28 protein-coding genes are annotated in these 24,195 nt (G+C 60.2%); 12 read left to right on the forward strand and 16 right to left on the reverse strand.

The window, feature by feature from the left end; translation table 11 throughout:
* Positions 1–15 precede the first annotated feature (15 nt).
* Positions 16–843 (forward strand): aldo/keto reductase, encoded by an 828-nt coding sequence (locus QWJ10_RS08045; protein ID WP_289925379.1) that lies wholly within the window; start codon positions 16–18, stop codon positions 841–843.
* A gap of 63 nt (positions 844–906) precedes the next feature.
* On the opposite strand, the gene QWJ10_RS08050 is transcribed toward QWJ10_RS08045, so the two are convergent.
* The 8 genes from QWJ10_RS08050 to QWJ10_RS08085 form a co-directional block, all read right to left on the reverse strand.
* Complete coding sequence (locus tag QWJ10_RS08050; RefSeq protein ID WP_010796541.1) at positions 907–1,413, reverse strand: Rsd/AlgQ family anti-sigma factor; 507 nt, start codon at positions 1,411–1,413, stop codon at positions 907–909.
* Positions 1,414–1,575: 162 nt separating this feature from the next.
* Complete coding sequence (locus QWJ10_RS08055) at positions 1,576–2,085, reverse strand: disulfide bond formation protein B (protein WP_122044681.1); 510 nt, start codon at positions 2,083–2,085, stop codon at positions 1,576–1,578.
* Positions 2,086–2,244: 159 nt separating this feature from the next.
* A complete protein-coding gene (locus QWJ10_RS08060; RefSeq protein WP_289925383.1) occupies positions 2,245–3,456 on the reverse strand; it encodes a heme biosynthesis HemY N-terminal domain-containing protein in 1,212 nt (403 codons plus the stop codon).
* Positions 3,453–4,622 carry a uroporphyrinogen-III C-methyltransferase gene (locus QWJ10_RS08065; protein ID WP_289925384.1) on the reverse strand — a complete coding sequence of 390 codons (1,170 nt, stop codon included), beginning with the start codon at positions 4,620–4,622 and terminating at the stop codon, positions 3,453–3,455. The genes QWJ10_RS08060 and QWJ10_RS08065 overlap by 4 nt, the downstream gene beginning before the upstream one ends.
* A gap of 23 nt (positions 4,623–4,645) precedes the next feature.
* Complete coding sequence (locus QWJ10_RS08070) at positions 4,646–5,407, reverse strand: uroporphyrinogen-III synthase (protein WP_289925386.1); 762 nt, start codon at positions 5,405–5,407, stop codon at positions 4,646–4,648.
* Positions 5,404–6,342 carry a hydroxymethylbilane synthase gene (gene hemC / locus QWJ10_RS08075; protein WP_010796536.1) on the reverse strand — a complete coding sequence of 313 codons (939 nt, stop codon included), beginning with the start codon at positions 6,340–6,342 and terminating at the stop codon, positions 5,404–5,406. Before hemC ends, QWJ10_RS08070 begins: the two co-directional genes overlap by 4 nt.
* A 132-nt stretch (positions 6,343–6,474) precedes the next feature.
* Positions 6,475–7,221, reverse strand: a complete 747-nt coding sequence (locus QWJ10_RS08080) for a LytTR family DNA-binding domain-containing protein (RefSeq protein WP_010796535.1) — start codon at positions 7,219–7,221, stop codon at positions 6,475–6,477.
* A gap of 4 nt (positions 7,222–7,225) precedes the next feature.
* On the reverse strand, positions 7,226–8,302 hold the full coding sequence (locus QWJ10_RS08085) for a sensor histidine kinase (protein WP_125888131.1): 1,077 nt from the start codon (positions 8,300–8,302) through the stop codon (positions 7,226–7,228).
* Between the two features lie 142 nt (positions 8,303–8,444).
* Between QWJ10_RS08085 and argH the strand changes: the two genes are divergently transcribed.
* On the forward strand, positions 8,445–9,839 hold the full coding sequence (gene argH / locus QWJ10_RS08090) for an argininosuccinate lyase (protein ID WP_289925391.1): 1,395 nt from the start codon (positions 8,445–8,447) through the stop codon (positions 9,837–9,839).
* Positions 9,840–9,881: 42 nt separating this feature from the next.
* Here the strand turns inward: argH and QWJ10_RS08095 are convergent, their stop codons facing one another.
* Together QWJ10_RS08095 and QWJ10_RS08100 are read right to left on the reverse strand one after the other, a co-directional pair.
* Positions 9,882–10,757, reverse strand: a complete 876-nt coding sequence (locus QWJ10_RS08095) for an NAD(P)-dependent oxidoreductase (protein WP_289925394.1) — start codon at positions 10,755–10,757, stop codon at positions 9,882–9,884.
* A gap of 85 nt (positions 10,758–10,842) precedes the next feature.
* Positions 10,843–11,511, reverse strand: a complete 669-nt coding sequence (locus QWJ10_RS08100) for a glutathione S-transferase family protein (protein ID WP_197872382.1) — start codon at positions 11,509–11,511, stop codon at positions 10,843–10,845.
* Between the two features lie 167 nt (positions 11,512–11,678).
* Here QWJ10_RS08100 and QWJ10_RS08105 point away from each other — a divergent pair, with 167 nt between their 5' ends.
* The gene (locus tag QWJ10_RS08105; protein ID WP_125888128.1) at positions 11,679–12,203 is read left to right on the forward strand and encodes a hypothetical protein; all 525 of its coding nucleotides are present in this window, start codon (positions 11,679–11,681) and stop codon (positions 12,201–12,203) included.
* Positions 12,204–12,372: 169 nt separating this feature from the next.
* The gene (locus QWJ10_RS08110; protein ID WP_289925397.1) at positions 12,373–12,810 is read left to right on the forward strand and encodes a hypothetical protein; all 438 of its coding nucleotides are present in this window, start codon (positions 12,373–12,375) and stop codon (positions 12,808–12,810) included.
* 3 nt (positions 12,811–12,813) lie between these two features.
* Here QWJ10_RS08110 and QWJ10_RS08115 read toward each other — a convergent pair whose 3' ends face one another.
* Positions 12,814–13,770, reverse strand: coding sequence for a magnesium transporter CorA family protein (locus QWJ10_RS08115; RefSeq protein ID WP_260466373.1), 957 nt, complete (start codon positions 13,768–13,770; stop codon positions 12,814–12,816).
* 92 nt (positions 13,771–13,862) lie between these two features.
* Here QWJ10_RS08115 and QWJ10_RS08120 point away from each other — a divergent pair, with 92 nt between their 5' ends.
* Together QWJ10_RS08120 and QWJ10_RS08125 are read left to right on the forward strand one after the other, a co-directional pair.
* Positions 13,863–14,147 carry a hypothetical protein gene (locus QWJ10_RS08120; protein ID WP_289925399.1) on the forward strand — a complete coding sequence of 95 codons (285 nt, stop codon included), beginning with the start codon at positions 13,863–13,865 and terminating at the stop codon, positions 14,145–14,147.
* A gap of 125 nt (positions 14,148–14,272) precedes the next feature.
* Entirely contained in the window at positions 14,273–17,128 is a 2,856-nt protein-coding gene (locus tag QWJ10_RS08125; RefSeq protein WP_289925401.1) for a class I adenylate cyclase, read from the forward strand.
* On the opposite strand, the gene rnk is transcribed toward QWJ10_RS08125, so the two are convergent.
* The 3 genes from rnk to cyaY form a co-directional block, all read right to left on the reverse strand.
* Positions 17,129–17,524 carry a nucleoside diphosphate kinase regulator gene (gene rnk / locus QWJ10_RS08130; protein WP_010796525.1) on the reverse strand — a complete coding sequence of 132 codons (396 nt, stop codon included), beginning with the start codon at positions 17,522–17,524 and terminating at the stop codon, positions 17,129–17,131.
* Between the two features lie 186 nt (positions 17,525–17,710).
* On the reverse strand, positions 17,711–17,938 hold the full coding sequence (locus QWJ10_RS08135) for a DUF1289 domain-containing protein (protein WP_289925403.1): 228 nt from the start codon (positions 17,936–17,938) through the stop codon (positions 17,711–17,713).
* A complete protein-coding gene (cyaY, locus tag QWJ10_RS08140) occupies positions 17,913–18,248 on the reverse strand; it encodes an iron donor protein CyaY (RefSeq protein WP_289925405.1) in 336 nt (111 codons plus the stop codon). The genes QWJ10_RS08135 and cyaY overlap by 26 nt, the downstream gene beginning before the upstream one ends.
* 175 nt (positions 18,249–18,423) lie before the next feature.
* Here cyaY and QWJ10_RS08145 point away from each other — a divergent pair, with 175 nt between their 5' ends.
* From QWJ10_RS08145 to QWJ10_RS08170, 6 genes are read left to right on the forward strand one after another with little or no spacing between them, the layout of a single operon-like run.
* The gene (locus QWJ10_RS08145) at positions 18,424–18,549 is read left to right on the forward strand and encodes a lipoprotein (protein ID WP_010796522.1); all 126 of its coding nucleotides are present in this window, start codon (positions 18,424–18,426) and stop codon (positions 18,547–18,549) included.
* Between the two features lie 14 nt (positions 18,550–18,563).
* A complete protein-coding gene (gene lysA / locus QWJ10_RS08150) occupies positions 18,564–19,811 on the forward strand; it encodes a diaminopimelate decarboxylase (protein ID WP_289925410.1) in 1,248 nt (415 codons plus the stop codon).
* 6 nt (positions 19,812–19,817) lie between these two features.
* Complete coding sequence (gene dapF / locus QWJ10_RS08155) at positions 19,818–20,648, forward strand: diaminopimelate epimerase (protein ID WP_010796520.1); 831 nt, start codon at positions 19,818–19,820, stop codon at positions 20,646–20,648.
* Positions 20,645–21,334, forward strand: a complete 690-nt coding sequence (locus QWJ10_RS08160; protein ID WP_074821270.1) for a DUF484 family protein — start codon at positions 20,645–20,647, stop codon at positions 21,332–21,334. The genes dapF and QWJ10_RS08160 overlap by 4 nt, the downstream gene beginning before the upstream one ends.
* Before the next feature lies 1 nt (position 21,335).
* On the forward strand, positions 21,336–22,229 hold the full coding sequence (gene xerC, locus QWJ10_RS08165; RefSeq protein ID WP_197872388.1) for a tyrosine recombinase XerC: 894 nt from the start codon (positions 21,336–21,338) through the stop codon (positions 22,227–22,229).
* A complete protein-coding gene (locus QWJ10_RS08170; protein WP_125888120.1) occupies positions 22,226–22,921 on the forward strand; it encodes an HAD family hydrolase in 696 nt (231 codons plus the stop codon). Before xerC ends, QWJ10_RS08170 begins: the two co-directional genes overlap by 4 nt.
* Positions 22,922–22,934: 13 nt before the next feature.
* Here QWJ10_RS08170 and cysE read toward each other — a convergent pair whose 3' ends face one another.
* Both cysE and sutA read right to left on the reverse strand, forming a co-directional pair.
* Positions 22,935–23,729 (reverse strand): serine O-acetyltransferase, encoded by a 795-nt coding sequence (gene cysE / locus QWJ10_RS08175; RefSeq protein WP_197872389.1) that lies wholly within the window; start codon positions 23,727–23,729, stop codon positions 22,935–22,937.
* A 96-nt stretch (positions 23,730–23,825) separates the two neighbouring features.
* On the reverse strand, positions 23,826–24,155 hold the full coding sequence (gene sutA / locus QWJ10_RS08180) for a transcriptional regulator SutA (RefSeq protein ID WP_010796514.1): 330 nt from the start codon (positions 24,153–24,155) through the stop codon (positions 23,826–23,828).
* Positions 24,156–24,195 lie beyond the last annotated feature (40 nt).

The following is a 24,195-nucleotide window of genomic DNA, read 5'->3' on the forward strand; positions in this document are numbered from 1 at the left end:
GACACAGGAGTAATCATGTCCTCGATTCCGAGCCTTCAACTCAATGACGGTCACCGTATTCCCCAGTTCGGCCTGGGTACCTGGAAAACCCCAAACGAAGAAGCGCCCCAGCTGATCCGCTCAGCCCTCGAAATGGGCTACCGCCACATCGATACAGCGGCTGCCTATAACAACGAGGAAGGCGTAGGCCAAGGCATCGCTGAATCCGGCATCGACCGCAGCGAACTCTTCGTGACAACCAAGCTGTGGAACGAGCGCCAGGGCTTCGACGAAACCCTCAAGGCCTTTGACGAGAGCCTGTCTAAGCTCAAGCTGGACTACGTAGACCTCTACCTCATTCACTGGCCCTGCCCCAAGGCTGGCAAGTTTCTGGATACCTGGAAAGCGTTCCTGCGCCTGCGTGAAGAGGGTCGCGTTCGCTCGGTAGGCGTCTCCAACTTCCGCCAGGAAGATCTGGAGCAGATCATTCTGGAAACCGGCGTAACCCCAGTGGTGAATCAGATCGAAGTTCATCCGCTGCTGCAGCAAAATGCCCTGCGCGAAGTGAACCGTCAGAAGAATATCCTGACCGAAGCCTGGAGCCCGTTGGCTCAGGGCGGCGAGTTGCTCAAGCATCCGTTGTTCCAGGAACTGGCGAAAAAGCATGGCAAGACGCCTGCTCAGGTCATCCTGCGCTGGCATGTCGAGCTTGGCTCGATCATTTTCCCCAAATCCACCAACCCCGAACGTATCCGCGAAAACGCCGATATTTTCGACTTCAGCCTCGACAACGATGACATGCAGAAGATCGCCGCTCTGGATGAAGGCAAGCGCCTGGGCCCGGACCCGGCAGAATTCTGCTAATCCATCGGGCACAAAAAACCCCGCTTAGGCGGGGTTTTTTATACGCATCGATCAGCGCGTCACTCAATAGACCGGCTGTTGAGACGCGGCCACGCCGGGCGTGGACATTGGCTGCAACTGATGCGAATTGTGCAGCACTTCGATCAGGCAGTCTTCAAGCTCGAAGCGCTCATCGAGCAGTTTGCCCAGTTGCTGCAGCTCAACCAGCAGGCGAGCCGGCTCATGACAGTCGCCACTGTCGCAACGGTCATTGAAATTCAGGGCAGCCTCGGTCAAGGCCTGCAGGCGTGGATAAACGGTATGGGCAAATTCCATGGCACGCTGATCATCAAAGGCCTTTGCCTCGTTCATCAGTTGCTCATAGATTTCGAAGTGCCCTGCCGATACATAGTCCACGAGCAGATCGCACAGCTGCTCAAGGCCCTTGTGGTTTACCATCGGAGCCAACTGAGGCTCTAGCTGCAGGGCTTGATATGCCGTTACCAGTTTTTGACGTTCCTGCAACCAGCGATCGATCATCTGGTGCACCCCACCCCAACGTTCTTGTGCATTTCGGCAACGTTCAAGCATGACGAACTCTTCCTCAGCGGCGAAACAATAGCCCCGACGGTCTTCGTCGTAAGGCGTTCGACCCGGTTAATCCAACCAGAGACTGTTCGGACACCGTCGAAGCAGAGTAGTGCCGTTCAGTGATCAACTGCAACCCCTGCGACCTGCTGAACGGCATTCCGATTATCGGACAATGACACCACGGGAGCGGCGGAAGAACTGATAGATCGAAAGCAGAATAAAGCCGGTAAAGGCCAGCAGGCTCCACTCCGGCACGCTCATGCCAAACAATGTCCAGTTCACTTCGGCGCAATCGGCCGTGCCATGCAGAACCAGGCGCACAACGTCCTGGAATGGCAGGGCCTGCATCATGTAATCCAGGCTGGGCAAGCAGGCAGGCAGCTGGTCGGCCGGTAACGTCTGCAGCCACACTTGCCGACCGGCGGTCGCAGCGCCCAGGGCCGAAGACAGAAAGATCAGGGCCGCATAGACACGCTGGCCGCGGGTAGCCGGATTATGCAGGGCCGCGATGAACGCCAGGATGCCGGCGATGATGAAGAATATCCGCTGGACGATACAGAGCGGGCAGGGTTCAAGGCCGAGGACGTGCTCAAGGTAAAGGCCGGCGGCCATGAGCACGGCGCAAGCAATAGCGATTAGCGAAAAAATAAAACGCGGGCTAGTCACGAGCAGGACGGCTCCAAAAGAAATAGAGGTCGCTACGGTAGTGAAAGCGTTGCGGCCTTTCAAGCGAAGTAAAGCAGCTTATACACGGCAGGGCGGATGAGAGGTGTTCAAGGGGGATAAAGGGTCTGGCGTGGAGAACCGCACCAGACCCTGCCTGAACACCTCTCAGGCCCGCAGCGCCGGAGGAGCCGGACGGCTGCCGGTGCTTTCCAGCAGCAATTGGTTGCTGCGGTCCGTCTCGCCCAGATGGGCCAGAAGACGCGCCAATTCACCGCAGGCCTCGGGTGTGCGCTGGGCGCTCAGGCTGGCCTCGAGATAATCCCGCGCCTTACCCCAGAGCTGGTTGGTCTGACACAGACGGCCCAGCGTCAGCAACAGGACGGGGTCGTTTGGACGGTTGCGTAGCCAGCCCTCGGCCAACTGCAGCTGTTTGGCCGGGTCACGGCTCTTGATGTAGCCATACAGGCGGACCAACCGGTCGTCGTAATTACGCTTGATGGCAGCACGCAGTACGTCCTCGGCATCATCCTCTCGGTTCAGCTCATGCAAACGAGCCGCGTAGGCATGGGCGATTTCCACGTCGCTTTTCAGCGCGCTGGGCACCTGCTGCCACTGACGCGTTATCGCCTGTGTGGGTGCCTCATCCCCAATAGGGGTGACCTCATCTAGCGAGGCCAACCAGGCGCGGCGCTCAAGATCACTTAACTCCGATTCGCCCAGAACCCGCTGTTTGCGCAACTCCGGTAGCAGCCCGATCAGCGCTGGCCAGTCACGCGTGGTCACATACAGGCGCTGCATCAGTGAGAGTACGTAGGGATGCTTGGGATACTTCGCATGCAAAGGCGCCAGGCTTGTCAACGCCTCGGAATACTGCGCCCGATGGATCTGCAATTGAGCCTGGGTCAGGCCAATGGCCACATCGGCATGGGGCTCGCGCTCTCGGGCCTTCTGCAGAAGCGCGTCGCTTTCTTCGTACTGCCCCATCTCGTTGGCAGCCCGAGCAGCGCCCAAATAGTGAGTCAGCGGGTGTGCATCGCTTTCCGCTGCCGTCTTCAGGTGCTTGAGCGCTGACGACCAGTCACCTTCAGCCAGCTCCAGCTGACCACGATGAGCGGCCTGGGCGACACGGCGCTGCTTGTTGTAACGCGACCAGGGATTGACCACTCGGCCCGAAACGCCAAGGGCCGACAAGGCCAGCCGCAACAGGTACAGGACGATCACGGCCGCTACGATCAGGGCGAGGAACCCCCAGAAGCTCGACTCGTAACGGAAGCTGTTATAGGAGAACAGCACATAGCCTGGCTCATCCGCCATGATAACGGCTACCCCGAGGGCAACCAGTACGGCAAATAGAAACAGCAGGGTCAATCGTTTCACAGTTGCTCCTCCTGGGCAGGCGACGCAGCCGGGGGTGCAGGCTGGGCAGAAGTAGTCGATTCAGGTTGCTGGCGGCGGGCGATATACGCCTGAAGAGCCGACAGCGCCGGGCTGAGATCCGGCGGGTTGAGCGTCACAGGCTTCTGAGCCAACTCGCTTAACGCATCACGAATGGCACGACTTTCAGCGTTCTGACTGTTGAAGTGAGCCTCTAGAACACCCTGCGCCTGAGTCAGCGCACGCTGGTAGACCGCCTGGTTGCCATTGAGCGCGCCCCATTGAGCCTGCTCAAGAGCCAGATTCATGGCCAGGCGGACCTGGGCCAGGCTTTCCTCAGCCAGCAGCGGCTTGATGGGTTTGTCCGCTGAAAAATCGATCCGGAAGTAGCCGGAAACACGCTCGCGCAGGCGCTGCCAGGCACGCACGAAGCGGTTCGTGCTTTCCTCGCTGGCCTGGACACCAGGCTGGTCCCCCTCGGAGTGCACAAAGCGCGGCGGCAGCGGCTCAAGCGTCTGTACCTGATCTCGCAAAGCGGACAGCCGAACGAACAGACCGGTGCGGTCCAGATCCGGCAACTGGCGCAGCGCCTGCTGACTGCTCGCCAGCTGCTGGCGCACGGCAAAGGCGCCCGGATCGTTCTGCGACTTGAGAATCTCATCGACCGCCTGGAGCAGGTTTTGCGCGCTGGGCACATCCTGCAGCGCTGTCAGGCGCAGCGTGGCCATGCGCATCAGGTGCTCGGCCTCGGTCAGACGCCAGACTTGCCGGCTCTGCCCAACCACTTCATTGAATTGCTGGGCCAGGTGCTGCTGGTCGGCCTGCAGCTGGCTCATCAACCGGCGGCGGCTTTCGAAATCTTCTGCATTGGGCAGCTTTTCCAGCTGAGCGGCCAGAGCCTGCTCACGCTGCTCGACCTGACGCGTCAGGCTACGGGCATCTTCAAGCTGAGCCAGCTGGGCATGATCCTGCTCATGCAGGGTCCGTGTCTGCCAGAGGCTCCAGCCACCTGCCGCCAGGCCAGCAGAACCTACCAGTAATGCCAGCAGAGCCAGCCCGGCACTGCCACGCCGGGGCTTTTCCGGAGTCGGGGCAGGTGGAGGCGTCGCGTTGACGGTCTCGCCAGATACCGGTACGGCATCGTCAGTGGGAGTGACTGTTTCGCTCACAAGTCCTTCCTTTGATCGGTTATTCAAGGATGATGCTCTTCAAGCGCCGCCAGTACCGCAGCGGTACTGGCGCCATGACAGGTAATGACACGCTGGATACCGGCCGCGCGGGCCTGCTCGGCCACACGCTCGCTGGGTACCAGCAGCGGCACCGAACACACGTCCGGCCATGCGGAGCCGGCCAGGGTACGCAGGTGCGCGAAACTCTGCCCACTGCTGACCATGATGCCATTGAGGCGTTCCGCTGCAAGGCACTCGGTTAGGGCATTTTGTGGATGATCCGGCAATACGCGCCGGTACAACTCAAGGTAGTCGACTTGCACGCCTCGCTCACGCAGCGTGTCGGCCATGGTTTCCCGGCCACCTTCGCCCCGCAGGATCAGCACGCGGGAATCAGCCTCCTGCAAGGCTTGATCAAGCTGCGGCAAGGCCAGGATGCCCTCGCTGTCTTCGCTCTGGTCAGGCGTGATGACCGAAAGACCATAGGCTTCGAGAATATCCGCCGTGGCGACGCCTACGGCGAACCAGGTCTGGTTAATGGGCGGCTGCGGCCAGTACTGGTCAAGCCGCTCCAGACCGAGCCGGGCGGCCGGCTTGCTGACCGCGATGACCGCCTTGTAGCGGTCTAGATCCAGCATGAGGGTGCGCTGCTCCGGTGTCTCAGGCAGCGGCTCGATGGCCAGTAACGGCAGGCTGACACTGTGAATGCCCCGCTCGTCCAATGCAGCCGCCAGGGGTATGCACTCTTCGGCCGGGCGGGTCAGAAGCAGCCGCCAGGCCGTCATGGCTGGGCAGCCTCGTCGTAAACGGCCCGTAGAATGTCACCGGCGCCCTGGGCAAGTAGCTCATCCGCAACCTGGATACCTAATGCAGACGGGTCGATGACCGATCCCCGCGCTTCGGCACGCAGCAGCAGGGTGCCATCCGGCTGACCCACCAGACCACGCAACCAGAGTTCTTCACCCTCGCGGATGGCATAGCAGGCAATGGGCACTTGGCAGCCGCCGTTGAGATGGCGGTTCATGGCGCGCTCGGCAATGACGCGCTGCTCGGTCTCCAGATGATGGAGCGGCTTCAGGAGTTCGTGGACTTCGGCATCGTCCGTGCGGCACTCGATGCCTACCGCGCCCTGTCCACCTGCCGGAAGGCTGTCTTCGACACTGATGGATTCACGGATGCGGTCCTGAAAGCCCAGACGGATCAGCCCGGCCGCTGCCAGAATGATGGCGTGATAGTCGCCTGCATCCAGCTTGGCAAGGCGCGTATTGACGTTGCCCCTTAGGAAACGGATCTCAAGGTCTGGGCGTTGGGCCAGCAGCTGGGCCTGACGGCGCAGACTGGAAGTACCCACAATGCTACCGGCCGGCAGATCCGCCAGACTGGAATAGGTATTGGAAACGAAGGCATCGCGTGCATCTTCCCGCTCGCAGATGGCATAGAGCCCAAGGCCTTCGGGAAACTCCATCGGCACATCCTTCATGGAATGCACAGCAATGTCGGCCTCGCCTTCGAGCAACGCCGTTTCCAATTCCTTAACGAACAAGCCCTTACCACCAATCTTCGCCAGAGGTGCATCGAGCAGCTTGTCGCCCCGACTGGTCATCGGCAACAGACTGACGTGCAACCCCGGATGGGCTGCCTCCAGGCGGGCCTTTACATACTCGGCCTGCCACAGGGCAAGCGCACTTTGACGCGTGGCAATGCGAATCTCGCGGTTCATGAGCCTATTCCGGGATTAAAACATGACCGGAATGATAACAGGCTCTCCTGCCGCAAGCCGCTTTCGGCCTGATAGGCAAGACCAATCGTCCGCGCGCCATGCGCACAGAACGGCAGGTCCTGCCCCTGAATGTCACAGGTTCTGCATCAAGCGCCGCACACCGGCTACGTGTCGTCGGCTGACCGTCAACGCATCGCCATTGAGCCCTTTAAGATACAGCTGGAAATGGCCCAGCGGCGTACGCTGCAAGCGCTCGATCCGCTCCCGCGCCACCAGGGCATTGCGGTGGATACGGACGAACCGGTCACCAAACTCGTCTTCCAGCGCCTTCAGCGGTTCGTCCAGCAGGACTTCACCGTTGCCGTGACGCAGGGTCACGTATTTGTGATCGGCAATGAAATAAACGACATCATCCAGCGGAATCAGCTCGATGCCCTTGCGGGTCCGGGCGCTGATATGGCTGCGCGGCCCCGGACCGCCGCTGGACGGCGGCTTGGTCAGTGCAGCCAGCTGAACGCGGTTAGGGCGTTCGGCTTTTTTCAGGGCCTCCTCAAGATCTTCCTGGCGTACCGGCTTGACCAGATACCCCACGGCACTGACCTTGAAGGCCTCCAGTGCAAATTCATCATGGGCGGTTACGAAAATAACCGCAGGCGGTGCTTCTCGCTCGCATAGTCGGGCAGCTACTTGTAGCCCGTCCAGACCTGGCATACGAATATCGAGCAATACGATATCCGGCTTCAGGCTTTCGACCAGGGCCAACGCTTCTTCGCCATTGCTGGCGGAGGGCTCCAAGACTTTATAGCCGTCTAGTTGCCCAACCAGACGGGCCAGACGCTCGCGCGCCAACGGTTCGTCATCGACGATTAGGACGTTCATAGGCTCAGGCTTCCTGCGTGAGTCGCTCGCATGGATAGCGAAGACAGGTTATATGCCGTTGGTCACGGCGTTCGATTTTGAGACTCGCTCCCGGGCCGAAAAGTGCCGTTAGTCGCGATTCGATATTGGTTAAAGCCTGTTTCGTACCTTTTGGCGGCCGAGGATGTTGCTCGGCCTGCTCATCGAATGGATTGCTCATCGACAATTCGAATATCCCTGCAACATAGGTCGCCTCGACCACCACACATCCACCCTCAATCCGCGGCGCAATCCCGTAAATCAAGGCGTTTTCCAGAAGCGGTTGCAGCGTCAACTGCGGGATCGGCAGATCATCCGGCACACCATCGATGCGCCAGTCGACCTGAAGACGATCTCCCAAGCGTAGCTTCTCGATCTCCAGGTAGCGACGTGACAGCTCCAGTTCTTCCGACCAACGAATCCGTGTTCCAGGCTTGGACAGGCTTGCCCTGAACAGGCTGGACAGGTCTAGCACGGCACGTTCAGCCTTGTCGGCGTCGATGGCGATCAGGCTGGCAATACTGTTGAGGCTGTTGAACAGAAAATGCGGACGGATACGAGCCTGCAGCGACTCGATCCGTGCCTTGAGTTCGGCCTGTTGCTGGCGCCGCCACTGGCTTTGCAGGTAAAAATACCTCAGCATCAGGGCTGACATGATCAGCGCGATAAGGGCATGCCGCTCATACAGCTTGACCTCGCCGGACTGCTGCATGGGACCGGCCAGCTCCAGCCAGTCAGCCACGGCAGTGCAGGCCAGGGTCAGCCCCACCACCAGGGCGCAGCAGATAACTCCAGCCAATGCCGGCTTCAGGCGTGCCAGAAAGGGCCGCAGGCGGCAGAGAACGGCGGCCGAGAGCAGCACGTTCCATTGCACGAACAGCGAGACCAGCGCCAACCGTACCCAGTTGAAGGATGTGGTCAGGGGATCGGCCAAAACGAGCACCAGGACCAGCAGTTCCGCCAGCACAATCAGGACAAGCAGGGCTTCCGACTCGCATAGCTCCGGTACGAAAAACTCATCGACCGGGGCAGGCCGGCGCTTGGTCAGGTATTTGATAGGCATGGTCAAAGTGTTTACTACTATCCGACGAACGGCAAGGTTGTTTTAAAGTTAACGGGATAACTGTGGTGCACGTTGCACCAGCGCAAGGCTGTTATCATCCCGTCACGTCCATTCACGTTCAGTGCCATTTGCGAGCCCACCAATGAGCAACGAAAAAACCAATCAATCCTGGGGCGGTCGCTTCAGCGAACCCGTCGACGCCTTCGTCGCACGTTTTACCGCTTCGGTCGACTTCGATAAGCGCCTGTACCGCCACGACATCATGGGCTCCATCGCTCACGCCACCATGCTGGCCAAAGTGGGTGTACTGACGGATGCCGAACGCGACGCCATCGCAGACGGACTGAACCAGATTCAGCACGAAATCGAGACAGGCCAGTTCGAATGGCGCGTCGATCTCGAAGACGTGCACATGAACATCGAAGCCCGTCTTACTGACCGTATCGGCATCACTGGTAAAAAACTTCACACCGGTCGCAGCCGAAATGATCAAGTCGCGACAGACATTCGGTTGTGGCTACGCGACGAGATCGATGTAATCCTCGCGGAGATCACCCGCTTGCAGCAGGGTCTGCTGGAGCAGGCCGAGCGTGAAGCCGACACCATCATGCCCGGCTTCACCCATTTGCAGACCGCGCAGCCCGTGACGTTCGGGCATCACCTGCTGGCCTGGTTCGAGATGCTGTCACGCGACTATGAGCGTCTGGTGGACTGCCGCAAGCGCGTGAACCGCATGCCGCTGGGCAGCGCCGCCCTGGCCGGAACCACGTACCCGATCCAACGCGAGATCACATGTGAGCTGCTAGGCTTCGAGGCCGTTGGCGGCAATTCGCTGGATGGTGTATCCGATCGCGACTTCGCCATCGAATTCTGCTCGGCTGCCTCGCTGGCCATGATGCACCTGTCGCGCTTCTCTGAAGAGCTAGTACTGTGGACGAGCGCCCAGTTCCAGTTCATCGATCTGCCCGACCGCTTCTGCACGGGCTCCTCGATCATGCCGCAAAAGAAAAACCCGGACGTACCGGAGCTGGTGCGCGGCAAGACAGGCCGTGTATTCGGCGCCCTGACGGGCCTGCTAACGCTGATGAAGGGCCAGCCGCTGGCCTACAACAAGGACAACCAGGAAGACAAGGAGCCGCTGTTCGACGCTGCCGACACGCTGCGTGATTCCCTACGCGCCTTTGCCGATATGATCCCGGCCATCAGGCCCAAGCGCGACGTTATGCGTGAAGCCGCCCGTCGTGGTTTCTCCACGGCTACCGACCTGGCTGATTATCTGGTGCGCAAGGGGCTGCCCTTCCGTGACTGCCACGAGATCGTGGGACATGCCGTAAAATATGGCGTGGATTCCGGCAAGGATCTGGCCGAAATGAATCTGGAAGAGCTGCGCCGTTTCAGCGATCAGATTGAGCAGGACGTGTTTGACGTCCTCACCCTAGAAGGCTCGGTCAACGCCCGTGACCACATCGGCGGCACCGCACCGGCGCAGGTCCGCGCCGCCGTTCAGCGCGGCCGGGAATTACTGGCGAGCCGGTAAATCGGAACAGGGCGCCATACACGTGATGGCGCCCTGCTCTGCCTATGCCTGCCCGGAGCGCTTGAGCGCACGACCGCCCAATGCAGACCAGTCCAGATGCCCCTCGCCCTGGGCAACGGCTTCCAGCAGGTTATCCCGCAGCACACTGCCAAACGGCAGCGGTACGTTCTTCGCCTGACCGGCACTCAGCGCCAGCCCGACATCCTTCAGGCCAAGGGTCAGCTTGAAGGCAGCCGGCTCGAAGCGCTGCTCGGCAATCATCGCTCCGTAATTCTTGTAAGCCGGTGCCGCAAACAGGGTGTTGGTGAGGATATTCAGCAGATCGGCTGGCTCGACGCCATAACTCTTGGTCAAAGCGGACGCTTCGCCCATCGTCTCGATAGCGCTTGCCAGCATGAAATTACCGGCAATCTTGACGATATTCGCCCGTAGAGGGTCCTCGCCCAGCGGCCATGTCGTCTGGCCCATGGTATCCAGCAACGGTTGGACCTTATCCACCGCAGCCTGCGGGCCGGCCACCACAATGTTCAGCTTGCCGGCCACGGCCACATCGGTACGCCCGAAGACCGGTGCGGAGATATAGTCGACGCCTGCCTTGGCATGACGCTCGATCAATTCGGCTACAAAGGCAACCGACAGCGTGGCCATGCTGAGGTGGATCGCCCCCCCGCGGGCACGGTCCAGCGCGCCACTGTCGAGGATGACTGCGCGGGTAGAGGCGTCGTCCGCCAGCATGGACACCACCACCTCGGCATCAAATGCGTCGGCAGGCTCGCTGGCCGCCTTCGCTCCCTGGCCGACCATTTCCTGAACTGCCTCCTGCGAGCGATTCCAGACCAGGACCTCATGGCCGGCCTTGATCAGGTTGCCGGCCATGCCCTTGCCCATTCCACCCAAACCGATGAATCCGATACGCATGACAATGTCCTCGTTACTGATGGCTAAGTGCTGGATTGACCATCATGCCAGACGAGTGTGCCCTGCGACCGACAAAACGCTTGGGTCAGGCGCTTTCCAGACGCTTGCGAACCATGGCCAGGAAACTGCTCATGGATTGGGCCTTTTCTTCATATAGCTGCTGCACATGGGCGTTCTGCTTCAGGCGATCAAGCAGCGCCTGGGCAGCCGGAAAGCCTGCCATCAGGTCGAGGCTGAACAATTGCTCGGCAACCCCACGGGCAAGGTCGATGCTGTAGAGAAAGTAGACATCGGCCAGGGTCAGCGTATCGCCTGCCACATAAGGCGAGAACACCCCCTGCCGCTTGAGCGTAGCGATACCGGATCTTAATTCGTGGCGAGCCTTTTCCTTGATGGCTTCGTCGACCTTGGCGCCAAAGAACACTTCCGGGTAACACTGGCGCGCCGGCAGCTCGATATAGAGTTCGATCTCGCGCATGAGGGTACGCACGCGGGCACGCGCGAACGGATCGGTCGGCAACAGCGGCGTTCCCGGTTGGGTTTCCTCGATGTACTCGAGAATCACGCTGGTTTCGCTGATAAAGCCATGTTCGGTTTCTAGCACCGGCACCTTGCCGCAGGGGCTGATGGCAAGAAACTGTTCATCCTGGCTGGGGAAAACCGTGACGGATTCGAATTCCAGCCCCTTTTCGAGCAACGCAAACTTGACCATGTTGTAGTAGTTGCTGACAGGAAACCCATAGAGCTTGAGCATTCGACATGCCTCCAAGGCATTGGACAGATAAGCCAGATAACCGTAGACGCCCAATGCGTCGGTGAAAAGTTTTTCTTGTACAAGACTTCGCGCGTTGCCTTTGAACCGGAACTCTACACGGTCTTAAAAGCCCTACAAGAGAGCTTTTTTGAGCAGGAGCGATCCACATGATGAGCCCTACGGGAGCCGCGCATCCCCGTACGGACAAGGCGGAAACACTCTTTGGCAGCCTCCGGGAGCAGCTTGATTTCTACCGCGCGGAGATCCAGTTCGAGTCGTCGATGTTGTCCAACCGGACCAACGCCTATCTATCATCGCAGTCCTTTCTGATGATTGCGTTCGCGTCTTCAATGAGCAATACCAACAGCCAATGGGGCACTCAGTTCACCCTATATGTGCCTACTCTGCTGGCATTGTTGGGGTTGGTGACATCGATCCACGCCTGGCCTGGCATCAAGGCTGCCTTTGATGTAATCGAGCATTGGCACCGCAAACAATGCGAGCTGCTGGACACCCTGAACGAGCCCTGTGTAACCCGCGTGACGCCGCTTTACGGCGCAGGAAACGAGCCTCTCAATGGCAGCCGTTACCGAAAATCGCTGCTGTTTTCGCTGCGCTCCCCGCTTATCTTCAGTGTGGTATGGGCGTTTCTGGGTGTGCTGGCGGTCTCGCTGCATCTGCTGTACGGCTAAGTAAAAGGGCTACGGATGTGAGCTGCTGATCATCGGTCAGCCTCTACAAACGTTGCCAACAACGCCGTTACGACCGACGAGTAACGGTTAGCAACCACTCATCACTATTGAATCAACTTCCGCGATAACCAGCCGATGGCATGGCACCCTTTCGAAAAGACAGGATGCCATGTCCACAATAACCGACCGACTCGCCACCTCGCTGAACGTTGCCTTCCAACCGCCATCCACTTCGCCTTCATCTGCCACTTCTGCAGACACTGACACCTCTACGACGTCCGTGGAAAAGAGCGGGAAAACCGATCAAGGGCTGACGCTAAAGGGTGCGCCTGCCGGTGGCGGTCAGGTTCAGAGCGGCAGCGACTCCGATAGCACAATCGAAAAGCTCAAGAAGACCATTAAGGATCTGGAAAAACAGCTGCAGCGTGCACAAAAGGAGTTGCAGCAGGCCCAGGCCAGCAATGCCTCCGAGCAGGAAAAGCAGATACGGGTACAGGCGGCGCAAGCCCAGATCAGCAGCCTCAGTGCCTCGCTGCAACAGGCCTATGCGGCGCTGCTGCAGGCCACCAGCGGCAGCACAGGCTCCGTTGTCAGCACGACGGCCTGACCCTTACAGCCAGCCGCGGAACTTGAACCAGGCGTACGGGATGATGGCTGATACCACCATGCCTACCAGGGCAAGGGGATAACCGAAGTGCCAGCTCAGTTCAGGCATGTTTTCAAAGTTCATCCCGTACACCGTACCGACCAGCGTGGGCGGCAGGAACAAGACCGAGGCAATCGAAAATACTTTGATGATCCCGTTCTGCTCGATATTGATCAGCCCTAGGGTGGCATCGAGCAGAAAGCCAATTTCAGTATTCATGCGGGTCTGGTAGTCGCCTAACGATCGGGAATCGCGCTCGACCGTTTTCATCCAGTCCTTGGCATCCCGGCAGATCCACTCACTGGCAGCCCGGCGGATATAGCTGAGCAGACGATTGATACCTAGTAGGCTGTCGCTCAACTTGGCCAAGAGTAAATTGCTACGGCCAAGCTGCTTGAGGATGGATTGCAAGTCTGTTTTAGGTTCCTTGGGAGCACACTCCTCAGGCGTTGGCTCTCGAAAAATCACGTTGGCCAAGCGATTGTGATGTGCCTGGACAGACTCAAGGATGTCAGCAATCCGGTCGACCAGACTGTCAAGCAGCGAGATGAAGATGGTATCGCTGCGCTTGTGCAGGCCCGGATGCTGTCCGATCTTTGTTCGAAAGGCACTAAAGGCTGATAGCTCAGCGTAACGCACCGTTACCAGCCACTCGGGCGTCAAAACAAAGTTGAGTACCGAGGCCGTCGGCTGGTGTTCACTGAATCCGCTAACGACCGTTGTCGTCATGTGCAGGGCCCGCTCACTCTCGTACAGACGGGACGACTCTTCGATTTCGGCCATCTCTTCCCGGGTCGGAATGTTTACCGCCAGGCTCTTTTCCAAGAACTGCTCTTCCTCATCGGTAGGCGATAAAAGATCGATCCACAAGGCATCCTGAGGGAAAGGCTCGTCGGGCGTGATGGTCTTAGGGGTTAACATACCGTTAACGAGGGTGTAGCAGGTAATCATTGCTGCTTGAACTCCATTATCTGCCAGTGACTGGCATCAACTGTCCTGAGTGAACCAATACCATGTCTGACCATGATGACAACGAAGAATCCTTTGTCGAATCCCATCTGATCTCGGCGATCGAGAACCAGTTAGCGGCCGGCGAACCGCCTTTTACACAGGCCGTCCTCAATAAACTGACCCTGGTAGGGCACGAACGTGAGGAAATCGTCCACCTGATGGCGATCGTGCTAGCCAACGAGATCGAAACCATGATGACCGAAGACCGCCCCTTCGACACGGCCCGCTACGAACAATTGCTGCGGGCGCTGCCGGACCTGCCGGAAACCGGTGCGGACGTGGAGTAGCGCAGAGCGAACCGCCCACCGGTGGTTTTGGACAGGCGGTAGCGTCCAGCGAGACGAACGCACTGTGAACCAGTCGTACTTTATGGGTACGGCTGGTACGCTTGCGGCTTAGCTATGGACCCGTCATGACCCGTTTCCCTGACCTTCAACTGGATGACGACGAGGGCATTGATCGCAAAGCCCTCAAGCAGGTACGCGCGCGCTTTCTGACCATCAACACTGGTCGCCTCGTTCGCGCTCTGGAAGGCCTGCCCAGCCGACAGCAGCCGGTATTGACCCTGCTGCCCCTGTTGCTGCACGTCAATCACCCCATGCTGCCGGGCTATGTCTCGGCCAGTACGCCGGCCGGCCTGACCGGCTTTGAGCCGACGGACGAACAGCTGGCAGAAGCCCGTCGCCTTACCCGCTCGTTTGCCTATAAGCCCGCACGTACACATCGGGACGAGCCGCTGCATGGCCTTTACCTCATGGGCAGCCTGGGCACCCTGACCCAGGCCGACAGCAGCGACCTGGATATCTGGCTCTGCCATGCCCCCGGCATGAGTGCACAGGCGCTCGCCGAGTTGAAGCGCAAGTGCGCCCTGCTTGAAACCTGGGCGGCCTCGCTCAATGCCGAGCTACATATCTTTCTGATTGACGCCGACCAGTTCAGCCAGGGCCAGCGCCCGGGGCTCCTGACGTCGGACGATTGCGGTACGGCGCAGCACTTTCTGCTACTCGACGAGTTCTATCGCACCGCCATCTGGCTAGGCGGCCGTACGCCGTTATGGTGGCAGGTGCCGGTCGCTCAGGAGGAGAGCGACTACGAAGGCTTTACCCAGCGACTATTGCACCATCGCTTCATCAAGGCGCGCGAGGTACTGGATTTTGGCCACATCGACCACATCCCTCCAGGCGAATACATCGGCGCCGGGCTGTGGCAACTATTCAAAGGGATCAGCTCGCCCTACAAATCAGTCCTGAAAGTCATGGTGACCGAGCTGTACGCCTGCGAGCACCCGCACACGGTCACGCTCAGCCGACGCCTCAAGCAGCTGGTCCATTCGGGCGTCACGGATCTCGATCAGGTCGATCCCTATAGGCTGGTGTACCAGCGCCTGGAAGAATACCTGCTCCTGCGCGGCGACCTGGATCGGCTCGAACTGGTCCGTCGTTGCCTGTACCTCAAGGTTGGCAAGCCCCTGAGCCGTCCGCCCCGGCAAGGCCGCAAGAGCTGGCAACGTCTGCTGATGGAAAAGCTGACCCAGTCCTGGGGCTGGGATGAGCACATGCTGCGCAAGCTGGACGAGCGCCAGGGCTGGAAGGTAGATGACGTCAGCGCCGAGCGTCGGATTCTGGTCAATGCCCTGACTCACAGCTACCGCTTCCTGGCGCAGTTCGCCCAGCAACAGCAGGTTGAAAGCCACCTCGCCCCGCGCGACCTGAGTATTCTGGGGCGCCGCCTGTATGCGGCGTTCGAGCGCAAGGCGGGCAAAATCGACTTTATCAACCCGGGCATTGCGCCAGACCTGGCCGAGGAGTTTGTGACCTTGGTACAGGAAGAGCGCCCCTTTGGCGAGCGCCGCCGCCCGTGGTCATTGCACCGTGGCAACCTGACGGCAGAAGAGTGCCATTCGCACTCCCCACTCAAGCGCACCTGGGAACTGGCCGAGCTGCTGGCCTGGTGTCGCTACAACGGCATTATCGACAATGCCACCCGCCTGACCTTACATGCCGGCGAGAGCGACCTTACCCCGTTCGAACTCAACAACCTGATCCAGAGTTTCCAGCAGAGCTTCAACGACCGACCGGACACCGTACCGGAGGCCGTCCTGCTGCGTCCGGCCGCGCCTCGCGAGGTGTTGCTGCTGATCAACGTAGGGATCGATCCGCTCTACCAGCACAGTCAGCGCAATGTCTACCTCACCAGCGATCGTATCGACGCCCTAGGCTACGCCGGGATGCGTGAAAACCTAGTGCTGACGCTGGACCAGATCACCCTCAACAGCTGGAACGAACTGTACGTCAACCGTTTCGAAGGGGCCAATGCCCTGCTCGACTGCTTATGCGCCTACTTCAACAGCCTGCCCTCTGGCGATCAGGAGTCATTGCCTCGCCTGTCGATACGCAGCTTTTGCCGGAACCGGGCACCGCTGATCGTAGAACGCGTGGAAGCAGTGTTCGACGAAGTCCGCACGGCCATGCTGCGTGAGCACAAAACGCGCTATCTGCTCCAGATCCAGCAGCGTTTCCACATGCTCGAGCTGCGCGAGGGCAAGCTGAGCCATACGCCCCTGGCCGACCGGGACTCGCTGTTGCTGCACCTGTCCGCTCCAAAGCAGGAATGGACGCCCCTGAGTCTGGACCCCCATGCATTAGAAGGTGACGAACTCGGCCTTATCCTGCCGCTGGGCCGTACCGGCAGCATTCAGGTATTTTATCGACAGGAAGGTGAAACGGCACGTGTCTACGTACTGGATGAGCACAACGCCCTCTGGTCACAGCGCTTGCCTTTCCATGATGAGCAGACGCTGCTGGCCCCCCTGCAGCGTTTTCTGCATTCCATTCACCGCCGGCAGAGTGCCCAAGTGCCCCTGGAGGCCAGTCGGGTACCGCTGGCTGAGATGCACTATTTCCAGGTCCTGCCCCCAGCACCTCAACGGGCGCGGCATCTGGAGCGGCGGCAGATCGATCTGCCTCTGGAAACGGTGCCGTACTATGCGGTTCAGGCCATTGTGACCGCCACCAAGGCCGGGCGCCGCCTGGTAACCCTATATTGCGATCACCGGGAGTTTTCCGAACTCGACTACGGCCCACGGCTGTACCAGGAGGTGGCACGCCATATCCTGGCGCGCCGCCGTACCGGAGAACGTTACCGCTGTTACCTGACGGATCTGGATCTTCTGCACGTGCCTGGCGAGCCTCGCCCGCACACTCTGGCCTACCTGAGGCTCAAGGCAGAGCTGGAAGAGGCGCTCAACCAGGCATTCATGGCAGTCTGATCAGTAGCCGACTGCCTTGGCCGTCGGCTCCAGCTCCAGTAGCGACAGGTGCAGCGTTTTCCCGCCGGGTGCCGTGCACTCAACGCGCTGGCCTATCGTCTGGCCCAGCAGTGCACTGCCCACGGGCGTCAGCACGGATACGGTGCCTTCTTCCCGGGCTTCGTTGGGATACACCAGACGCAGGTGGTATTCCTTGCCGCTGCCTTCTTCGCGGCAATGCACTTGGGAATGCATGGTCACAACACCTTCCGCCTCATCAGGCGGCACCACCTTGGCGCGCTCCAGCTCCTCTTCGAGCGCCTCGGCGGCAGGGCCGAATTCCTCAAGGCTATCGAGCAGGCGGTCGAGCTGCTGGTAGTCAGTCTGCGTAATGATGGGCTGAGCGATCTGGCGCATGATGCCTCCTTTGGCGGCTGGATGTCGGAAACGCGCTTGCAGCAGCGGCTGCAGGCGGCGCTTCGAGGTACTGAACAGCATGTCTCATGCCGAAACGGATGCCGCACGGGCGGCGTTGGGAGTGCAGCCCTTCGGCTGCGGATGGCCTGACCGTAACACAGGGATCAGGGTAGACGGAACCACCGGTCAGCCAGTGTTGGATCGATGGTCCCTGCGCGCCTGTGCGGCTAGAATAATGGCCCGACGCGCTTCGGCTGACGCTTCGCCCCAGGCCAGAATGTCATTCAGTGTGCGACCGCAGCCCAGGCAGATATCGTGATCGTCCAGGCAACAGCGCCGAACACAGGGCGAGGCCACCGATTCAGCGTCCTCCCCTGATAACGCGAGATCAGAGCTGGCTGAAATCGAGCTCATCGCCCGTCTGCTCGCGGATGACACGGGTCAGCAGGTCGCCCAGCGGCTCCTGGGTGCTGTCGCAGATCCACTGGTTGCCCGCCTCGTCATAATCGAAGTGATAGCCGCCTGAGCGGGCCGCCACCCAGAGCTGCCGTAGCGGAGGCTGACGACTCAGAATGACCTGACTGCCGTTTTCCAGGCGAATCGTGAGGACACCGGCGCCGTTCTCCAGATCCAGGTCCAGATCGCTGTCGTCGAGGATGTCTTCGACCGCCTGCTGGGTAGTATCGACAAGATCATGGAAGCGGGCTTCGCTCAGACTGCTCATGGGATTCCTTGAATCGGTATTGAAAAGACCTCGACGTTACCCCGGCGACCGTCCCTCGTCCAGTCGCAAAGACAGCTGCACCGCCCCGGCCTGTCAGCCACGCGCGGCGTTACATAGGCAAGGGGGCAGGTGCCGGGTATACTCCGGGTCAATCATGCTTTTCAAAGGACTCGCCATGAAGCGCCTTTCCCTTGCTCTAATTGCTTTCGCATGCCTGCTGGCAGGCTGCGGCCAAAAAGGTGACCTGTACCTTCCGGACGATGAAAAAGCGGCTCACGAGCATCGCCACGACACGTTCTGACCAGGGAGCCTTCCATGGAGTCATTTACATCCCGCGCAGGTAGCCTGCATGCGGAAGGTGTGCCGCTGAGCGCTATTGCAGAGCGCTTCGGCACGCCCACTTACGTGTATTCCCGGGCACACATCGAGGGCCAGTACCGCGCCTATACCGATGCGCTGGCCGGGCTGCCTCATCTCGTCTGCTTTGCCGTCAAGGCCAACTCCAACCTGGGCGTTCTTAACGTCCTGGCGCGGATGGGTGCAGGGTTCGACATCGTATCCCGTGGCGAGCTGGAGCGTGTACTGGCCGCTGGCGGCGACGCCGCCAAGGTGGTGTTCTCCGGGGTCGGCAAGACCCGTGACGACATGCGCCGTGCGCTGGAAGTCGGCGTGCACTGCTTCAATGTGGAGTCCCGGGTGGAGCTTGAGCGCCTGCAGGAAGTCGCCGCCGAAATGGGCCGCAAGGCACCCGTCTCGTTGCGTGTGAATCCTGATGTGGATGCCGGCACGCACCCGTACATCTCCACCGGCCTCAAGGAAAACAAGTTTGGTATCGATATCGCCGAGGCCGAGGCCGTATACGCTCGCGCAGCGGAGCTGCCAAACCTTGAGATCATCGGAGTGGACTGCCACATCGGCTCCCAGCTCACCACGCTCGAGCCGTTCATCGATGCGCTGGATCGTTTGCTGGCACTGACTGACCGCTTGGCCGAGCGTGGCATCACAATCCGTCACCTGGACCTCGGAGGCGGCCTGGGCGTGCGCTACCGCAACGAGGAGCCGCCTCTGGCGAGCGATTACATCAAGGCGATCCGCGAGCGCATTGCCGGACGGAATATCGCTCTGGTTTTCGAGCCCGGCCGCTTCATCGTGGCCAATGCCGGCGTGCTGCTTACGCGTGTGGAATACCTCAAGCACACCGAGCACAAGGACTTCGCCATTATCGATGCAGCTATGAACGACCTGATCCGCCCGGCCTTGTATGAAGCCTGGATGGACGTCGTGCCCGTGACGCCTCGCGATGGCGAGACCCGTGCCTATGATCTGGTCGGCCCGATCTGCGAGACCGGCGACTTCCTGGCCAAGGGCCGGGATCTGGCGCTGGCCGAAGGTGATCTACTGGCGGTCTGCTCTGCAGGCGCCTATGGCTTTACCATGAGTTCGAATTACAACAGTCGCGGTCGTGCGGCTGAGGTGCTGGTAGATGGCGAGCAGGCCTTCGAGGTGCGCCGCCGTGAGACGGTCGAGGAACTCTATGCAGGCGAAAGCCGGCTACCGGAGTGACCTCTCATGCTATTGCGGTTTACCAAGATGCACGGGCTTGGCAATGATTTCATGGTCCTTGACCTGATTAGCCAGCACGCGCATATCCAGCCCAAGCACGCCCGCCAGTGGGGCGATCGGCACACGGGGGTCGGCTTCGATCAGCTCCTGATCGTCGAAACGCCAAGCAACCCGGATGTCGATTTCCGCTATCGGATTTTCAACTCCGACGGCTCAGAGGTCGAGCAGTGCGGCAATGGTGCTCGCTGCTTTGCCCGCTTTGTCTTCGACAAGCGTCTGACGGTCAAGAAAGTTATCAAGGTCGAGACCAAAGGCGGCATCATCGAGCTGCGGCTGCGTAACGACAATCAGGTGACGGTCGACATGGGGGCGCCGCGCCTTGAGCCCAGGCAGATTCCATTCGAGGCCGACGCCGAGGCGATCAGCTACCCGGTTCAGGTCGAAGGTCGTACCGTCGAACTCGCTGCGGTGTCCATGGGCAACCCCCACGGCGTCCTGCGGGTCGACAATGTCGATACCGCGCCAGTGCATGAACTCGGCCCCAAACTTGAGCATCATCCCCGTTTTCCGAACCGGGCCAATATCGGTTTTCTCCAGGTCATCGATGAACACCGGGCGCGCCTGCGCGTCTGGGAGCGCGGTGCCGGTGAAACCCAGGCCTGCGGGACCGGCGCCTGTGCAGCCGTGGTTGCGGGTATTCGCCAGGGCTGGCTAAATTCGCCTGTACAGATCGAGCTGCCCGGCGGCCTGCTCGATATCGAATGGGCCGGCCCCGGCAAGCCGGTGCTCATGACAGGACCCGCCGTCCGTGTATACGAAGGCCAGGTACGTTTATGACAGACCAAACGCCCCCGCTCGATGCCGATCAGGTTGCGGCCTGGCTGGAACAGCATCCGGACTTCTTTGCAGACCGCGAGGACCTACTGGCCGAGATGCGCATTCCGCACCAGCGCGGCACGGCGGTCTCCCTCGTGGAGCGCCAGCTGGGTCTGCTGCGCGATCGCAACGTCGAGATGCGTCATCGTCTAGCGCATCTGATGGATGTGGCCCGCGATAACGACCGCCTGTTCGACAAGACTCGCCGTCTCGTGCTTGATCTCATGGATGCCAACACCCTGGAAGATGTGATCAGCACCGTCGAAGACAGCTTGCGCCATGAGTTCAAGGTGCCTTATGTCGGGCTGATTCTGTTCCACGAATCGCCCTTACCGGTAGGCCGCAGCGTGACCAGCGCCGAGGCGCACCAGTGTATTGGTGGACTGCTGTCGGGCGGCAAGGCGGTCAGCGGGGCGTTGCGCTCACATGAACTGAAGTTCCTGTTTGGCGAAGCCGCGCAGGACGAGGTTGGATCGGCCGCGGTTGCACCCTTGATTCACCAAGGCATGCATGGCGTACTTGCCATTGGAAGTCCTGATCCACAGCATTACAAGAGTTCACTAGGCACGGTGTTTCTAACCCATGTTGCCGAAGTGTTGTCTCGCGCCCTGCTGCGCTTTCCCACTCCTCTTCGCTCGGTACGCTGACATGGAAGAACGCCTCGACGCTTACTGCCAACACCTGCGCAGCGAGCGTCAGGTGTCGGTCCATACCCTTGACGGCTACCGTCGTGACCTACTGAAACTCCTGGCCTTCTGCCGCGAAGAACAGCTCACCGACTGGAACAACCTTGACGCCCGTCGGCTGCGCGCGCTCATCGTTCAGCTGCACCGCAAAGGCCAGTCTAGCCGCAGTCTTTCCCGTCTGCTCTCAGCTATCCGGGGCTTTTATCAGTACCTCATTCGCGAGGGGATCTGCCAGCATGATCCCGCCAATGGTGTCAGTGCACCCAAAGGCCAGAAACAGCTGCCCAAGAACCTCGACGTGGACCGCACCACACAGCTCCTGGATGGCGCTGTAGAGGATGACTTCATTGCCCTGCGCGACCAGGCGATGCTTGAACTCTTCTACTCCTCTGGTCTGCGCCTGTCCGAGCTGGTCGGGCTGGATATTGTCGATCTAGACCTTAAAGATGGCCTGATCAGCGTTCGCGGCAAGGGCAACAAGCGGCGTATCGTCCCGGTGGGCAGCAAGGCGCGGGAGGCTATGGAACGCTGGCTACCGCAACGCGCCCTGGCCGCCCAGGATGACGCCGTGTTCATCGGTCAGAGCGGCCGACGCCTCACGCCAAGAGCGATTCAGCTACGTGTCCGTGAAGCGGGCGTACGCGAACTGGGCCAGCACCTGCACCCGCACATGCTGCGCCATAGCTTTGCCAGTCATATGCTGGAAACTTCCCGTGACCTGCGCGCCGTACAGGAGCTGCTGGGCCACGCGGACATCGCCACAACCCAGATCTATACCCATCTGGATTTCCAGCACCTGGCACAGGTCTATGATGATGCCCATCCACGTGCCAAGCGAAAAACAGAATCCACATGACTATCCGCCTGATTACCTTCGATCTCGATGACACCCTCTGGGATATAGCCCCGGTCATCCACAGCGCCGAAGATGCGCTTCGTACCTGGATGGAAACCGAGGCATCACGGCTGGGACCGGTCCCGGTTGAGCACCTGTGGCAGATCAGGGATCGGCTCCTGGAGCGCGACCCCGGCCTCCGGCACCGCGTCAGCGAACTGCGCCGCCGCGTCATTCATGGGGCCTTGCAGGATGCCGGTTACGAAGAACCTGAGGCCGGGCAGCTGGCCGAAGCCGGTTTCGCCATCTACCTGGCTGCTCGTCAGCAGGTCACCCTGTACGAGGACGTGCACGAGACGCTGGAACAGCTATCGCTGCGCTATGACCTGGGCGTACTGACCAATGGCAATGCTGATGTTCACGAGATCGGCCTGGCTGACTATTTCCGTTTTGCCCTGTGCGCAGAAGAGCTGGGTATCGGCAAGCCCGACCCGCATCCCTTCAACGAAGCGCTACGCCGGGCAGGCGTGACGGCCGATGCGGCGGTGCACGTAGGCGATAACCCTGTCGATGACATCCAGGGCGCTCAGCAGGCCGGGCTACGGGCCATCTGGTTCAACCCTACAGGCAAACCTTGGTCCGGTGAAAATGCGCCGGATGCCGAGATCCGCAGCCTCAACGAGCTCCCCGCGGTATTGGAGCGCTGGAACTAACCGACACGGTGGATCAGTCCTGATCGAACGACTGATCCATCACCAGTGCCGGTTGTTCGTGGCGTGGCGTGCCAACCGGTCGGGCCGGGTTGCCGACCACGGTGGTATGCGGTGCGACCGGCTTGAGCACGATGCTACCCGCCCCGACCTTGGCCCCTTCGCCAATTTCGATATTGCCCAGAATCTTCGCGCCGGCGCCGATCATCACGCCACGTCGTACCTTGGGATGCCGGTCACCACACTCCTTGCCCGTCCCGCCGAGGGTGACCGCCTGCAGAATGGACACGTCATCCTCGACCACCGCCGTCTCGCCGATCACGATCCCGGTACCATGATCAAGCATGATGCCCTGCCCGATACGGCTGGCCGGATGGATGTCTACAGCCAGCATCTCGTTACAGCGAGCCTGGATATAAAGCGGCAGCATGCGGTTCCCGTCGAGCCAGAGCCGGTGTCCGAGGCGGTAGGCCTGGATCGCCAGGAAGCCCTTGGAAAATAGGAAAACCTCCAACGGGGTATCGAAGGCAGGATCGCGTGTGACCGTGGCCTCAAGGTCAGCCCAGGCGCTCTCGAGCAGCGCAGGATGCTCCTGCTGCACGCTCACGAAACGCGCGTGCAGCGTCTGCCGCTGCACCGCATCGACGGTAAGCGTTCGGCTCAGGCGAAATGCCAGGGCACTCCCCAGTTCTTTCTGCTCCAGAATGGATTCGGTCAGCCAGGGCTCCAGGGCGCGCTCCTGGACAATGGCACTGGAGGCAAGGTCACGCAGGCTCTGCCAGCGCGCCTGAAGGGTTGGGGTTGAGGTCATCGGTATGAAGTCTTCCTGCAGATGGACTGCACAGGATAATGTCCACGCCAGAATCCGCCACCCATAAAAAACCCGCCATACAGGCGGGTTTTAAAATCATATCGGGCGGCTGCCGTACTTGCTGTCAGGCTTTTTAGGCGGGTCAGCAACAACATTCGCGTCGATCTCCTGCACTTTACCGCCACGGGCCAGAAACTCTTCCATGGCCTTGGCGAGCGCATCACGCTCCTTCTGCTTGGCCTCGATGGAGGGCAACTCCTCGGGCTCGGCTTCTTTTTTCTTCTTCCCTTTGCCTGCAGCAGGTTCTTCCGCCTCGGCACTGTCGTCGACTTCTACATCGGGCTCGTCTGCGGCCGCAGCAAAGTCCTCGGTATCGTCATCGTCAGTGGACTCGATATCGTCCTGTTCCAGCTCTTCATCACTCATAAAAAACCCTCGAAAACCAGGTTAGTTATTGACCAGCCGC

It is taken from the genome of Pseudomonas sp. WAC2 (assembly GCF_030403525.1).
In the GTDB taxonomy this organism is placed as follows: Bacteria; Pseudomonadota; Gammaproteobacteria; order Pseudomonadales; family Pseudomonadaceae; genus Chryseomonas; species Chryseomonas luteola.